The organism is Janthinobacterium sp. 1_2014MBL_MicDiv (assembly GCF_001865675.1).
GTDB lineage: Bacteria > Pseudomonadota > Gammaproteobacteria > Burkholderiales > Burkholderiaceae_D > Janthinobacterium.
Map to the genome: position 1 here is coordinate 2,895,922 of NZ_CP011319.1, position 15,223 is coordinate 2,911,144.

The 15,223-nt window shown below is 67.5% G+C and carries 9 protein-coding genes; all 9 read left to right on the top strand.

Translation table 11 applies throughout. From position 1 onward, the window contains the following. Positions 1 to 1,338 (top strand): TIGR03087 family PEP-CTERM/XrtA system glycosyltransferase, encoded by a 1,338-nt coding sequence (locus YQ44_RS12695; protein WP_083411809.1) that lies wholly within the window; start codon positions 1 to 3, stop codon positions 1,336 to 1,338. Beyond that, positions 1,335 to 2,951, top strand: coding sequence for an exosortase A (xrtA, locus tag YQ44_RS12700; protein WP_071323692.1), 1,617 nt, complete (start codon positions 1,335 to 1,337; stop codon positions 2,949 to 2,951). Before YQ44_RS12695 ends, xrtA begins: the two co-directional genes overlap by 4 nt. Then, positions 2,941 to 4,155 carry a TIGR03088 family PEP-CTERM/XrtA system glycosyltransferase gene (locus YQ44_RS12705; protein ID WP_071323693.1) on the top strand — a complete coding sequence of 405 codons (1,215 nt, stop codon included), beginning with the start codon at positions 2,941 to 2,943 and terminating at the stop codon, positions 4,153 to 4,155. The genes xrtA and YQ44_RS12705 overlap by 11 nt, the downstream gene beginning before the upstream one ends. 10 nt (positions 4,156 to 4,165) lie before the next feature. Next, complete coding sequence (locus YQ44_RS12710; protein WP_071323694.1) at positions 4,166 to 6,118, top strand: XrtA/PEP-CTERM system amidotransferase; 1,953 nt, start codon at positions 4,166 to 4,168, stop codon at positions 6,116 to 6,118. 3 nt (positions 6,119 to 6,121) lie between these two features. Then, a complete protein-coding gene (locus YQ44_RS12715) occupies positions 6,122 to 7,339 on the top strand; it encodes a TIGR04063 family PEP-CTERM/XrtA system glycosyltransferase (protein ID WP_071323695.1) in 1,218 nt (405 codons plus the stop codon). Further along, the gene (locus tag YQ44_RS28245; protein WP_083411810.1) at positions 7,336 to 9,783 is read left to right on the top strand and encodes a glycosyltransferase; all 2,448 of its coding nucleotides are present in this window, start codon (positions 7,336 to 7,338) and stop codon (positions 9,781 to 9,783) included. Before YQ44_RS12715 ends, YQ44_RS28245 begins: the two co-directional genes overlap by 4 nt. Positions 9,784 to 9,832: 49 nt before the next feature. After that, on the top strand, positions 9,833 to 11,764 hold the full coding sequence (locus tag YQ44_RS12725) for a sulfatase-like hydrolase/transferase (protein ID WP_071323696.1): 1,932 nt from the start codon (positions 9,833 to 9,835) through the stop codon (positions 11,762 to 11,764). 484 nt (positions 11,765 to 12,248) lie between these two features. Further along, positions 12,249 to 13,739: a hypothetical protein gene (locus YQ44_RS12730; protein WP_156894815.1), complete on the top strand. Its 1,491-nt coding sequence runs from the start codon at positions 12,249 to 12,251 to the stop codon at positions 13,737 to 13,739. 32 nt (positions 13,740 to 13,771) lie between these two features. Further along, on the top strand, positions 13,772 to 15,040 hold the full coding sequence (locus tag YQ44_RS12735; RefSeq protein ID WP_156894816.1) for a hypothetical protein: 1,269 nt from the start codon (positions 13,772 to 13,774) through the stop codon (positions 15,038 to 15,040). Positions 15,041 to 15,223 lie beyond the last annotated feature (183 nt).

The window sequence follows — 15,223 nt, forward strand, 5'->3', positions numbered from 1 at the left end:
ATGCGCGATCTCCTGTACCTGGTGCACCGCATCCCGTATCCGCCCAACAAGGGCGACAAGATACGCTCGTGGCACATGCTGCAGTACCTGAGCCGGCATTTCCGCGTGCACCTGGGCTGTTTCATCGACGACGAGGCCGACTGGCAGCACGCGAACACCGTGGCCGCGCTGTGCGCCAGTTCGCGCTTCATCGACCTGCGGCGCGGCGCGGCGCGCTGGCGCGCGGCGCAGGCGCTGCTGTCGCGGCAATCCATGAGCGTGCACTACTACCGCGACCCGCGCCTGCTGCAATGGGTGGACGGCGTGCTGGCCGACGGCAGGGTGCGCCACGCGCTCGCCTATTCGGGGCCCATGGCGCAATATGTCGACGGCAGCGCGGGTCGGCCGCTGCACCGCGTGATCGACTTTGTCGACGTCGATTCCGACAAATGGCGCCAGTACGCCGACAGTAAGCCATGGCCGTTGTCGCAGCTGTACCGGCGCGAGGCGGGCTTGCTGCTGCAGTATGAACGCCATATCGCGCAGCAGTTTACGGCCGCCAGCTTCGTCTCCCAGGCCGAGGCGGCCCTGTTCCGCCAGTGCGCGCCCATGGCGCGCCGCAAGACCGGGCATTTCAACAACGGCGTCGACGCCGCCTATTTCGCCCCGCCCGCGCCGGCGCCGGCGGGCGCGGACACCGGCCCGTACGCACCCGGCGCGCAGGTGCTGGTATTTACGGGCGCCATGGATTACTGGCCGAATATCGACGCCGTGCAATGGTTCGTGCGCCACGTCTGGCCCGCGCTGCGGCGCCAGTTCCCCCAGCTGCAGTTCTATATCGTCGGCAGCCGTCCCGCCGCGGCCGTGACGGCGCTGGCCAGGGTGGCCGGCGTGACCGTGACCGGCAGCGTGCCCGACATCCGTCCCTACCTGGCCGGCGCGGCGCTGGCCGTGGCGCCGCTGCGCATCGCCCGCGGCGTACAGAACAAGGTGCTCGAGGCGATGGCGATGGGCAAGATCGTCCTCGCCACGCCGCAGGCGCTGGAGGGCATCGCCGCCCAGCCAGGGCTGGAATTGCTGCTGGCGCGCGACGACGCCGAATTCATCCACCACGCGGCGCGCGTGCTGCGCAACCAGCACGGCGGCGACGGCGGCGCGGCCATCGGCACGGCGGCACGCCAGCTGATATTGCAGGAGTATGACTGGGAGAAAAACCTGCAGGCGCTGGGCGCCATGCTGGGCCTGGCGCAGGCAGACGCCGTACCCAAGCCTGGCCCCGGCCCCGACCACGGCGCCGCGCCAGCCACCGGCATCGCCAGCCTTGCCCCCTCGCGCCCGGCGCGGGAACCGTCCACATGAGTGCGCGCCTCGACAGCCTGGCGCCGCCGCCCGATGCGCTGGCCTTGCCGCCAGCGTCCAGCGTGCCCGATGGGCGGCGCAACAGCGCCCTGCCTGCCCTGCTGCTGGCCCTGGCCGCCATCGTGCTGCTGTACCACGCCACCTTCTGGTCGATGCTGGAGCTGTGGTCGCGTTCGCAAACCTTCGCGCACGGCTACCTGATCGTGCCCATCTGCGCCTGGCTGGCCTGGCGCCGGCGTGCCCGGCTGGCCGCGCTGGCGCCGCAACCGTCGGCGGCCGGCTTGCTGCTGCTGGCCGCGCTGGGCCTGGCCTGGCTGCTGGCCGACGCGGCCAACGTGCAGGTGGTGGAACAGTACGCGGCCACGGCCATGCTGCCGGCCTGCGTGCTGGCCATCCTCGGGCTGCCGGCCGTGCGCCTGCTGGCCTTCCCGCTCGCCTATCTGTTCCTCGCCGTGCCGTTCGGCGAAGTCTTCCTCGAACCGCTGATCGACTTCACGGCCGCCTTCACGGTGACGGCGCTGCAGCTGACGGGCGTGCCGGTGTTCCGCGATGGCAACAATTTCTCTCTGCCCAGCGGCAACTGGTCGGTGGTCGAGGCGTGCAGCGGCTTGCGCTACCTGATCGCCGCGCTGGCCCTGGGTGCCCTGTTCGCCCACCTGCACTTCCACAGCACGCGCCGGCGCCTGGCCATCATGGCGTGCGCGCTGCTCGTGCCCATCCTCGCCAACGGCGTGCGCGCCTACCTGATCGTGATGCTGGGCCACCTGAGCAATATGCGCCTGGCCGTGGGGGTCGACCACCTGGTCTACGGCTGGCTGTTCTTTGGCGCGGTGGCGCTGCTGCTGTTCTGGATCGCCGCGCGCTGGCGCGAATTGCCGCCCGCCCGCGCGACCGTCGCCGCCGCGCCGCTGCCACCCCAGCCGCCGGGCCGGAACCGCGCCCATCCGCGCGCCACCGTCCGCGCCGCGCTGGCCTGCCTGGCGATCGCCGCGCTGTGGCCCGCGCTGGGCTGGCGCCAGCACGACGCTGTCCTGTCCGCGCCGCCGCCCGCCGCGCTGGCCTTGCCCGATCCGCCCGCCTGGCGGCGCCTGCCCGCCGTGCCGCCCGCCTGGCAAGCGCCATTTTCCGGCGCTCCCGCGCAATGGCTGGCCACGTATGCGCGCGATGGCGACGATGGCGGCGCCCAGGTGGGGCTGCAGCTGGCCTGGTATGCGCGCCAGGCGCGCGATGCCGAGCTGCTGACGCACCAGGGCATGCCGTATGGCGCGCGCTGGATGGCGCTGGCGCACGGCCAGCGGCACGTCAGCGTGGGCCATGGCGCGACGGACGGCCTGCTTGCCGTGCGTGAAAGCGTGCTGGCGCACGGCGGCGAACGGCTGCTGCTGTGGCGCGTCTACCGCCAGGGCGGCGTGCTGACGGCCGAACCGGTGCTGGTGAAGCTGCTGCTGGCCAGGGCCAAGCTGCTGGGCACGCGCCAGGATGGTGCCGAAATCCTCGTCTTCGCCAGCTACGACGAACTGGCGCCGCCGCCGCGCGCGGCCCTGCACGCGTTCCTGCGCGCAGCCCTGCCGGCCATCGAACAACGCTTGCAGGAGTTGCCGCATGGCCGATGACAGCGTCGTGGCAAGCGGGATCGCGGGCAGCGGGACGGCGCGCGCCGCCCCGCTGATCGTGCACGTGATCCACCAGCTCGACGTGGGCGGCCTGGAAAACGGCCTGGTGAACCTGCTCAACCACCTGCCGCCCGGACGCTACCGGCACGCCATCGTCTGCCTGAAGAACGCCACCGCCTTCCGCCAGCGCCTGACGGCGCCCGGCGTCGACATCATCAGCCTGGGCAAGCGCGAAGGCAAGGACTGGCCCCATTACCTGCACCTGTACCGCGTGCTGAAACAGCTGCGGCCGGCGCTCGTGCATACGCGCAACCTGGGCTGCATCGAGGCGCAGCTGCTGGCCTGGCTGGCCGGCGTGCGCCTGCGCGTGCATGGCGAACACGGGCGCGACATCGACGACTTACACGGCACCAGCCGCAAATACCGGCTGCTGCGCAAATGCATGCTGCCGCTGGTGCAGCACTTCATCGCCGTCAGCGCCGACCTCGGGCAATGGCTGGTGGATGCCATCGGCGCCGCGCCGGCCCACGTGACGCACATCGGCAATGGCGTCGACAGCGTGCAATTCCACCCGCGCCTGGGGCCGACGGCCGCCGTCGGGCCGCCCGGCTTCCTGTGCAACGGCGCCTTCGTCATCGGCAGCGTGGGCCGCATGGCCGCCGTCAAGGATTACGCCTCGCTGGTGCAAGCCTTCTTGCTGCTGCTGGCGCAGCCGGGCGCCCGTGCGCGCCTGCGCCTGATGCTGATCGGCGACGGGCCGTGCCGCCAGCAGTGCCTGGCCATGCTGGAGCGGGCCGGCGCGGCGCACCTGGCCTGGCTGCCCGGCGCGCGCGACGACGTGGCGCAGCTGCTGCGCGCGATGGACCTGTTCGTGCTGCCCTCGCTGGCCGAAGGCAGTTCCAACACCATCCTCGAAGCCATGGCCACGGGCTTGCCCATCGTCGCCACCCAGGTGGGCGGCAATGCGGAACTGGTGCAGTCGGGCTGGAGCGGCACGCTGGTGCCGGCCGGTTCGCCCGAGATGCTGGCCGACGCCATCCTCGACTATTACAGCATGCCGGAACTGGGTCCGCGCCACGGCGCGCGCGGGAGGCGCCAAGTGCTGGCCGAACACAGCCTGCCGGCCATGGCCGGCGCCTATCTGGCCGTGTATGACCGCCTGACGGGCGCGCAGCAGCCGTCGCCCCTGTCCACCTATCCCTGAAAGGCCAGCCATGTGCGGCATCACCGGCATCTTCGATCTGCAGGGCCAGCGCGACGTCGATCCGGCCCTGCTCGCGCGCATGACCCAGAGCCTGCGCCACCGCGGCCCCGATGAAGGCGGCTTGCACCGTGAACCGGGCCTCGGCCTCGGACACCGGCGCCTGTCCGTGATCGACCTGGCGGGCGGCCAGCAGCCGCTGTTCAACGCCGACCGCAGCATCGCCATCGTCTTCAATGGCGAAATCTACAACTATCGCGCCCTGATGGCCGAGCTGCGCCAGTTCGGCCACCCGTTCCGCACCAGCAGCGACACGGAAGTCATCGTGCATGCCTGGGAACAATGGGGCGAACAGTGCGTGCAGCGCCTGCGCGGCATGTTCGCCTTCGCCCTGTGGGACCGCCGGCGCCACCTGCTGTTCCTGGCGCGCGACCGGCTCGGCGTGAAACCGCTGTATTACGGCGAGGCCAGCGACGGCACCGTGCTGTTCGGCTCCGAACTGAAAGCCCTGCTCGCGCATCCGGCCATGCCGCGCGATATCGACCCGCTGGCGGTGGAGGAGTATTTCGCGTATGGCTACGTGCCCGAGCCGCGCAGCATCTTCCGCCACGCGCGCAAGCTGCCGCCCGGTCATACCCTCTCCATCCGCGCCGGTCAGCCGCTGCCCGCGCCGCAGCCGTACTGGGACATCCCCTTCGTGCCGCATGCGCCGGCCAGCGAGGCGCAGGCGGCCGACGAACTGCTGGCGCGCCTGCGCGAGGCCGTGCGCATCCGCATGGTGGCCGAGGTGCCGCTGGGCGCCTTTCTGTCGGGCGGCGTCGATTCCAGCGCCGTCGTCGCGCTGATGGCCGGGGCCAGCGCCACGCCCGTCAACACTTGCTCGATCTCGTTCGGCGACCCGGCCTGGAACGAGGCGCGCTACGCGGACATGGTGGCGCGCCGCTACGGCACCTTCCACCACGCGCGCCAGGTCGAGCAGGACGATTTCGAACTGATCGACCTGCTGGCCAGGCTGTATGACGAACCGTTCGCCGACAGTTCGGCCATGCCCACCTGGCGCGTGTGCCAGCTGGCCCGCGAGCGCGTCACGGTGGCCCTGTCGGGCGACGGCGGCGACGAAAGCCTGGCCGGCTACCGGCGCTACCGCCTGCACACGCGCGAGGAACGCGTGCGCAAGGCGATGGACCCGCTGCTGCCGGCAGGCCTGCGCCAGTCGCTGTTCGGCACCCTGGGGCGGCTGTATCCGAAGGCCGACTGGGCGCCGCGCTTCCTGCGCGCCAAGACCACCTTCGAAGGCCTGGCGCGCGACACGACGGACGCCTACTTTCACGGCGTCAGCCTGCTCGGCGACGCCATGCGCGCGCGCCTGTTCAGCCCCGAGCTGCGGCGCGGCCTGCAGGGCTACCGCGCCGTCGAAGTGCTGCGCCGGTACGCGCTGGCCAGTCCCGCGCAGGACGCGCTGTCGCAGGTGCAGTACCTGGACCTGAAAACCTACCTGCCCGGCGACATCCTCACCAAGGTGGACCGCGCCAGCATGGCGCATGCGCTGGAAGTGCGCTCGCCGCTGCTCGACCACGAACTCGTGGCGTGGATGTCGGGCCTGCCGCCGCAGTGGAAACTGCACCGCGGCGAGGGCAAGTACCTGCTCAAGAAAGCCCTGCGCCCGCTCCTGCCCGATGAACTGCTGTACCGCCGGAAGATGGGCTTTTCCGTGCCGCTGGCCGCCTGGCTGCGCGGCCCGCTGCGCCAGCGCCTGCAGCAGCGGCTGCTGGGGCCAACGCTGGCGCAGTGCGGCCTGTTCGACATGGATTACGTGCGCGTGCTGCTGGAACAGCACGCGTCCGGACGGCGCGACTACAGCGCACCGCTCTGGTCGCTGCTGATGTTCGAAGCCTTCCTGCGCCAGGTGCTGCCGCTGCAGACGCCGGCGGCGCCGGCGCCCGTGCCGGCCGTGGCGCTGGAGTAAGCCATGCGCATCCTGCACATCCTCGACCACTCGCTGCCGCTGCACAGCGGCTACACCTTCCGCACCCTGGCCATCCTGCGGCAGCAGCGCGCGCTGGGCTGGCAGACGACGCAGCTGACGAGCGCCAGGCAGGGGCCGACGCCAGCCGCGCAGCAGCTGGTCGACGGCTGGCATTTCTACCGCACGCCGCCCAGCCGGCGCTGGTGGGCGCGCCTGCCCGTGCTGCGCCAGGTGGCCGTCATCGCCGGCCTGGCGCAGCGGCTGCACGCGCTGGCGCGCGGCCTGCGGCCCGACATCCTGCACGCGCACTCGCCCGTGCTCAACGCCATCGCCGCCCTGTACGTGGGCCGCGCGCTGGGCATCCCCGTCGTCTACGAGGTGCGCGCCCTGTGGGAGGACGCGGCGGCCGACCACGGCACCAGCCCGGCCGGCGGCGTGCGCTACCGGCTCACGCGGGCGCTGGAAACCCATGCGCTGCGGCGCGCCGACGCCGTCACCACCATCTGCGACGGCTTGCGGCGCGAACTGCGCGCGCGCGGCGTGCCGGCCGAGAAAATCACCGTCATCCCGAACGCCGTCGACAGCGCCGCCTTCAGCGCCACGGCGCCCGCCGATCCCTGGCTCGCGCATACCCTGGGCCTGCATGGCCACCTCGTCATCGGCTTCATCGGCTCGTTCTACGCGTACGAGGGACTGGCGCTGCTGCTGCGCGCCATGCCGCGCATGCTGGCGGCGCAGCCGGCCCTGCGCCTGCTGCTGGCCGGCGGCGGCCCGCAGGAAGCGGCGCTGCGGGTCCTGGCCGCGCAACTGGGCATCGGCGGCGCCGTGGTGTTCGCCGGCCGCGTGCCGCATGCGCAGGTGGCTGCGTATTATCAGTTGCTCGACATCTGCGTCTATCCGCGCCTGGCCATGCGCCTGACGGAACTGGTGACGCCGCTCAAACCGCTCGAGGCGATGGCGCAGGGGCGGCTCGTGGTGGCGTCCGACGTGGGCGGCCACCGCGAGCTGGTCGAGCATGGCAAGACGGGCCTGCTGTTCCGCGCCGGCGATGCGCAGGCGCTGGCGCAGACGATACTCACGCTGCTGCTGACGCCCGACAGCTGGACGCCGCTGCGGCGCCAGGCGCGCGCCTTCGTGGAAACGCAGCGCAACTGGCCCGACAGCGTGGGCCGCTATGCGGGCGTGTATGCGCGCCTGGCCGCGCCCGGGCGGCCGACATGAAACTGGCCGGCCTGCGCATCGCGCTGGTGGGGCCGCTGCCGCCGCCGGCCGGCGGCATGGCCAACCAGACGCGCCAGCTGGCCGCGCTGCTGCGCGCTGACGGCGCCCACGTGCAGCTGCTGGCCGTCAACGGGCCGGCCCTGCCGCCGTGGCTGGCGCGCATCCGCTACGTGCGCGCCGCGCTGCGCCTGCCGATCCACCTGTGGCGGCTGTGGCGCGCCGCCAATACGGTCGACCTGTTCCACATCATGGCCAATTCCGGCTGGTCCTGGCATTTGCAGGCGGCGCCCGCGCTATGGATCGCCAGCCTGAAAGGCAAGCCGGCCCTGCTCAATTACCGGGGCGGCGAGGCGGCCGCCTTCCTGGCCCGCTCGCCGCGCCTGGTCTCGCTCAGCCTGCGCCGCGCCAGCGCCATCGTCGTGCCGTCGGCCTTCCTGGCCGGCGTCTTCGAGCAGCATGGCCATACGGCGCACATCGTGCCCAACGTGGTCGACCTGGCCCGCTTCGCTCCCGCGCCGGTTCCCGCTCCCGCGCGCGGCCCGGCGCCAGACAGACCGCGCATCCTCGTCGCGCGCCACCTGGAAGCGCTGTACGACAACGCCAGCGCCGTGCGCGCGCTTGCCATCGTGCGCGAGGCGTTTCCCGCGGCGCGCCTGGTGCTGGCCGGCGGCGGGCCGCAGCGCGCGGCGCTGGCGCGCCTGGCCCGCGCGCTGGGCGTGCACGACGCCGTCGATTTCGCCGGCCAGGTCGACAACGCCGCCATGCCGGCGCTGTACCGGGCCAGCGACATCGTCCTCAATCCCAGCCTGGCCGACAACATGCCCATTTCCGTGCTCGAGGCGCTGGCTTGCGGCGTGCCGGTCGTCAGCACCAACGTCGGCGGCATCCCCGCGCTGCTGGAACATGGCGTCACGGCGCGGCTGGTGGCGCCCGGCGATGCGCCGGCCATGGCGCAGGCGATCCTGCACCTGCTGCGCGCGCCGCGGCTGGCGCGCGCGCAGATCGACGCGGGCCTGGCGCACGCTGCCCACTTCGACTGGCGCGCGGTGGAGCCGCTACTGGCCACGCACTACCGCCGCATCCGCGCCGCGCCGCGCCCTGGCGGCTACACGCGCTGCGTCGCCCGCTGGCTGTTTCCCCTGCACGAATGGCTCAAGGGCCACCACAGCGCGCGCCTGCTGCGCCACATGGAGCGCTCGCAGTGGTGGAGCGCGGAGCAGCTGGCGCAATGGCAGCTGGCGCGCCTGCGCGCGCTGCTGCGCCACGCGGGCGAGCATGTGCCGCATTACCGCGCGCTGTTTGCCCGCAGCGGCTTCGAGCCAAGCCAGGTCGGCCAGTTGGCGGACCTGGCGCGCCTGCCGCTGCTGCGCAAGGCCGACATCGCCGGCGCGCGCGACAGCTTCAAGTCGGCGCACGCCGTAGGCCTGCGCCCGTTCGCCACGGGCGGCTCCAGCGGCGAGCCGCTGCTGTTCTTCCTCGGGCGGCGCCGAGTCAGCCACGACATCGCCGCCAAGTGGCGCGCCACGCGCTGGTGGGGCGTCGACATCGGCGACCGCGAAGCCGTGCTGTGGGGCTCGCCCATCGAACTGCACGCGCAGGACCGCCTGCGCCGCCTGCGCGACGCGCTGCTGCGCACCACCCTGCTGCCCGCCTTCGCCATGTCGCCCGCGCGCATCGACGGCTACATCGCGCAACTGCGCCGCCTGCGCCCGCGCATGCTGTTCGGCTATCCGTCGGCCCTGTGCCGCATTGCCAGCCACGCCGCCGCGCACGACGCGCCGCTCGACGGCCTGGGCGTGAAGGTGGCCTTCGTCACGTCCGAACGCCTGTACGACGAACAGCGCGCGCAGATCGCCGCAGCCTTCGCCTGCCCCGTGGCGAATGGCTACGGCGGGCGCGACGCCGGCTTCATCGCCCACGAATGCCCGGAAGGCGGCATGCACATCACGGCCGAGGACGTCATCGTCGAAATCGTCGATGCGCAGGGACGTCCCGTGCCGGCCGGCGGCACCGGCGAAATCGTCGTCACGCACCTGGCCACGCAGGATTACCCGTTCATCCGCTACGCCACGGGCGACGTCGGCGCGCTGGGCACCGCACCGTGCGCGTGCGGGCGCGGCCTGCCGCTGCTGCAGAAAATCGAGGGCCGCAGCACGGATTTCCTCACGGCGGCCGACGGCAGCGTCATGCATGGCCTGGCCCTCGTCTACATCGTGCGCGAACTGCCGCAGGTGCGCGGCTTCAAGATCATCCAGGAAAGCCTGCTGCAGACGCGCGTGCTGCTGGTGTGCCTGCCGCGGCTGGACGACGCCACGCGCGCAGCCATCGTGGCCGGCTTCCAGGCCAGGCTGGGCGCGCAGGTAGACATCGCCATCGAGGAAGTCGACGAAATCGCGGCCGAAGCGTCAGGCAAGTACCGCTATGTGCTCAGCAAGGTGCCGTAAATCCGTTCCGAAAGACCGCAGCAATCCAATCCACCCTGAGGTAGCCGCCATGGATCGCCACCGCATCCGCGCCAACCAGTTCCTCGTCCTGGGATTGACCGCCTGGCTGGCATTCAACCTGATCTTCCGCTGGCTGTACTGGCCCCTGTTCCAGTCGCACGGGCCATTCGGCATCGCGCAGCCGGCGCTGACCGACCTGGCGCTGATGGTCGCCTGCACGCTGTGCAGCGCGTTGCTGTTCGCGCTCGCCGCCCTGCTGCTGGGGGCCTTGCATGCGCGCTGGGGCGACGTCATCGTCCTCGTCTACGCGGCCGTCTCGCTGATCGCGCTGGAGGCGGACATCGGCTGGTATGCGATGTCGAAATCGCATGCGACCCTCGGCGACCTGCAACTGTTCCTGACGCAGAGCTGGCGCCACCACTTCGGCATCCAGCGGCACGACATTATCCGCTTCTGCAAGATCGCGGCCGTGCACCTCGCCGTCATCGGCTTCGTATATGCGCTGCACCGCCAGCTGCGCCGCCATGCGGGCTCGCACCGGGCGCTGCCGCGCCTGCAGGCGGCCTGCGCCCACCGCCACGCCCTGGCGGCGCTGCTGCTCCTGGCGCTGCTGGGTCAAGCCACGACGATGCTGCGCCGCGGCAGCGAGACCACGCGCACCATATGGGACATCGCCGGCAACGCCAATCCGTATTACATCTCGGCGGCGGACCGCTGGCTGCGCGAGGCGCGCCTGCCATCGGCCTATGTGCGCTTCAATGCGCGCCTGCAGGCCGCGCGCGGCAAGGCTGGCGCGTCGCCGCGGCTGGCACCCGTGGCGCTGCCCGCCCGCCACACGGGCGGGCCGGCGCCGGCCGCGCGGCCCGATATCCTGTTCCTCACCGTCGAAAGCTGGAACGCCGGCCTGGCCGACCGGCACGCGATGCCGTATTTTTCCTCGCTGGAGCGGCAGTGCTATGTCGGCACCAACCACTATTCGGGGGCAAACCAGACGGAACTCGGTATCTTGAGCCTGCTGTATGGCGACCCCGCCATCTTCTTCGCCGGCTACCGCCAGCACGCGGCCGTCGTGCGGCAGTCGCCGTACGTGCAGGCGCTGGGCCAGCTCGGCTACCGCACGGGGCGCGTGGTCAGCGACCTGACGCAGCAAAACACCATACCGCGCTACCTGGCCAGCTTCAACCAGGCGGAAATCGTCAACCAGTTTGACTGGGAAAACATCCATACGATCGCCGCGCGCCTGCGCCATCCGGCACCGGCCTTCATCCACGCGCATTACTACGGCACGCATTACCCCTACCTGCATGCGCCCAATTTCGCCACGCACCGGCCGGAAACGCCATCCAGCTTCAATTTCCAGAGCAGCAACCTGGCGCTGCAGCGCGGCGCCATCATCAACCGCTACCGCAACACGCTGGGCGAACTCGACGCGTGGCTGAAAACCCTGCTGCAACAGGTGGACCTGGCGCACACCATCGTCGTCATCACGGGCGACCATGGCGAAGAGATGTTCGAAACGGGACGCCTGGGCCACGCCTCGACCCTGGACGCGCCGCAGATCCGCACGCCGCTGGCCATCTGCGCACCGGGCGCCATGGGCAGCGCCGCCGGCACGTCGGCGCAGCTGTCCTCGCACGCCGACATCTTCCCCACCGTCTTCCAGATGCTGGGCCTCGAACACCGGCTGTCCAGCATGGGACGCTCGCTGCTGGGCGAACCGGCGCCGAAGATCGCGCTGGTGGCCAAGCAAAACCACGGCAAGGCGCCGCTCCAGTGGGCGGCCGTCTCGGCGGCCGGCACGCTGTACCTGAGCCTGGGCAACGACGGCGCCTTCGCCGCAACGGGCGGCGACCCGGCGCTGCACGCCATGCTGGCGGGCGGCAAGGACAGTGCCGCCGGGACGGAGGCGGAGCGGCTGATCATCGGGACGGTGCTGGCGGCGGAGCGGGAGCTGGCGGCGGTGCGGCGACTCAATCCCTGACATGGCCTGATCGTCCCGGTCGGCGCCCGCGCGCCAGTCCAGCTCCGGACCAGCCGGCCTGCGTCTGCCCCGTGTCGCGGCACCGGCTGTGCCGCGACCGGGCAATTCATTTGGTGCATTGATTGTCCACAATCATCTCTTGCCATCTCGCGCTTTGAAGCTTCGACGCCGATGCCAGCTGAAAAGGCCATCCCAGGCAAAAATCCTCCCATGCCGGCCCCTGCGGGCGGCGGATGCATCATGGCAGGCAATAACCATCCCGATATACAGTGGATTAATTTCATTAATTGAAAATGAAAAATTGAAAGGTGATTTTTTAATAATATTAATTCATTGAATTTATTTACTTGAACGGCATGCTGAAAAATGCAAAATGTGACAAAGTGAGTATTTTCAGATTGGAAAAACAATTACGCTAGCAGCATGGATTGCAGTATTTTCTTGTTTTCGAACATACCCTTCGCTTGCCCGTTTGGAGTTGAAAATGAAAACTGAGATCAGCAGGCAATTTGTTTTTTCAGCTCTTTTGCTATATTTCCTGAGCATGCCAATTAATGCCAGCGAGCTGAAATCGAAATTAACTGACAACTGCCCCAATCAGGCGCCCGATCAGCAATCCCAGATTAGTGACAGTCCCCTGCTTGCCATACTGATTCCAGAAATAATTTCGGCTGGCGTGGACATGGCTTCCGTCGCCATTGCCGAGGCAGCGAAGACAAAGACCGCGACCCTGATCACCGACAGCAAAGCATTCGATATGTACAAAGTGGCGAGCAACGCCAACTTGTCGATCAATCGCAAACCAGGCTGCCTGATTATCTATCAGCCAGCCAGCATGCCTGCGGCGGCAAACGCCGCTTCGGCAGCGGTTCCAGGCTGGTTTTCAAATGCACGGCAGTACATCCCTGAGAACAGTGCGCCTGATATCTATCTCGAAATTCAGCTGCGGCCCGGATACCAGAATTCCGGCATGCATCTCGGCCCCCAGCTGCTGGTCGTCAACCGCCGATTGCAGGACGGCTTTTTCCTTAAAAATAAGCGCGGCTATGTCATCGCCCTGTCGTTCAAGGATGCCGATTCGCGAGCGTCATATGGTGCGGCGACCCTTGCGTTTGATGATGTGCCCCTGGGTATCTGGACCAGGGATGGCCGCTCAGGCACATCGATGGCGCCGGAGTGGCCGGAAGAGACGATGCTTCCCAAAATGCCGAGCAATGCGAAAATTGTCGCCGACGTTTCCGAGCAAAAACAAGCCAGCGCTGTGGTACAGGAGGTCAACGCGCTGTTGAAACAACGCGTGGCGCAAAGAACCGCCGTCAAACGGGATGATATCGCCGACGACGCCGAATACAAGGCTGCCCTTCAGAAATTCTGCAAGGCACTGGACTCCGAAAAAGCCGGCAAAGGTGCGGACAAGCTGGGCGATGATCGCTGCCCGATCAATGTGTATATTGCAAAACGCCATCTGGCGACGGTCATTGACGCCAGATCCAGGGAACTGGGATACCAATGGGCGGACGCCTATTTCCGCAACCACTGCTCGACGAGTCCAGGAGCAATGCAAGATCATCCAGGCACATGTCCGCTTCCTGATCCGGCAATCAAGACAACAGGCGCAACCTTCGTGTCGATCAGCGTCGTCGAGACATCGGAAGCGAATGCGTTTGCCCAGTCACTGGCCGCTATCTTCGACAAAAAGAAAGGCGATATCAAGACGGCGCTGAACGACAAGTACAATCCGGACCGGCGCGATGAACTCTCGGATGCCGCCGCCGTGAAGGCACGCGATGCGCGCAACGTCCATCAGCTCGCGATGCTGAATGTGCAGCAGATTGAAGCCCAGCTGCAGGAAGCATTCGACAAGCCAGAATCCGCGCGCACGGGCATACGCATTCAACTGGCGCGCGCGAAGATTGACGCGAACAAGACATCCGCCGATGCCGGCCTTGCCTTTCCCTTCCCCGAGTTCAATTAACGCGTTTGCCATCGTGATAAACCGGAGGTTCCATGAAACAGTTGAACAGGCTTTCCCTTATTCTGCTTTCCATTCCGGCCTGCGCCGGGGCGCAGGAACATGTCACGGTGGTCGACAGCTTGCCCGAGCATTTGCTATATCTATATACAACTGTGCCGACAAAAGGCGAGAAAAACTCGCTTGACCAGATGGTTGCAGGAGAAAGAAAATGGGATGCGGGACGCACGCTGCGCGTATGCCTATTTCAAGGCAATAAGACTGTCGCCAGCCTGATCCGCAATGTCGCAAGCGAATGGAATGCATATTCGAGCACCAAGTTTGATTTTGGACCATCCGACAGCTGGTATAACTGTCTGGCGCCCAATAACGGGTATTTCCAGATCCGCGTCGGGTTTTCCTCCCAGGGTTACTGGTCCGCAGTAGGCACGCATGCCGAGAGCCTGATAGACAATATGGCGCCGACGATGAATCTGGAACGGTTCAACCGCCAATATAGCGAATCCAAGTACTCTTCCAGCACCGTGACTGAGCAAGCGCAGCCGTTTCATAAGGCGGTGATCCGCCACGAATTCGGCCATGCGCTCGGATTGCTTCATGAAGCGTCCAATCCAAAGCTCAACTGCCAGGCCGAAATTCGATGGGAAGGCGATAACAATGCCTATGATTATTATGCACAACCGCCGAATTCCTGGGGAACCGAGCAGGTGAAGCGAAATCTGGGCTTTGTCGGTCAAACAGATCCCGATTATGTCGCCGGCGAAGAAGACATAAAATCGGTGATGTTCTATTCTTTACCGCCTGATATACTTATCAATGGAACCGCCAGCAAGTGTTATACAACGCAGAACCTCGTCATCTCGGAAAAAGACGCAAAGATTATCGCCAAGATTTACCCGCTGGTTGCGCCACTATCGTCCAAAGTGGATATCGATTTAAAAACGGCAAATTTGAAGGCATTGCCGCTGAACGTGAGCAATATAGCGTTCGAGGACATACAGACGCGCATTCTGGCGGACATTGAATCCAACGATCCCTACGTTCGGCGCGACGCAAGGGTGCGCCTCAACGAACTGCTGGCAAAGGATAATTCCTTTTCCCAGACTGCCACTTTTCTTCAAAAAGTACCGCAAGGTACCTATCGCTACCAGTTGGGCGTCGCCGTGGCGCTGGCCAATTCGCCGAAACCCGTGGAAGTCGATCCTGCGCTGAAAGCGGTACTGGTAGCGCAGCAAAAGGAAACCAAAGACCAAACCTTGAAGCTACAGTTGAAAAACGCAATTGGCAAACTGGTGGAAAAATAGGGCAACTGCCATTCAGGAACGGATGCAGAAACAAGATGGCCACACCCTGGCTGCCTGGGCGGCGCGGTGCTTGCCATGCGCAGCTGTATCTGGACAGCATCTGATCGGCACCCGCATGGCTGCCTCGCTGCGCGTCCGGCCGAGGCGCCGCTGGCGGCGGCAACATCGGCCGAATGTCTGCCC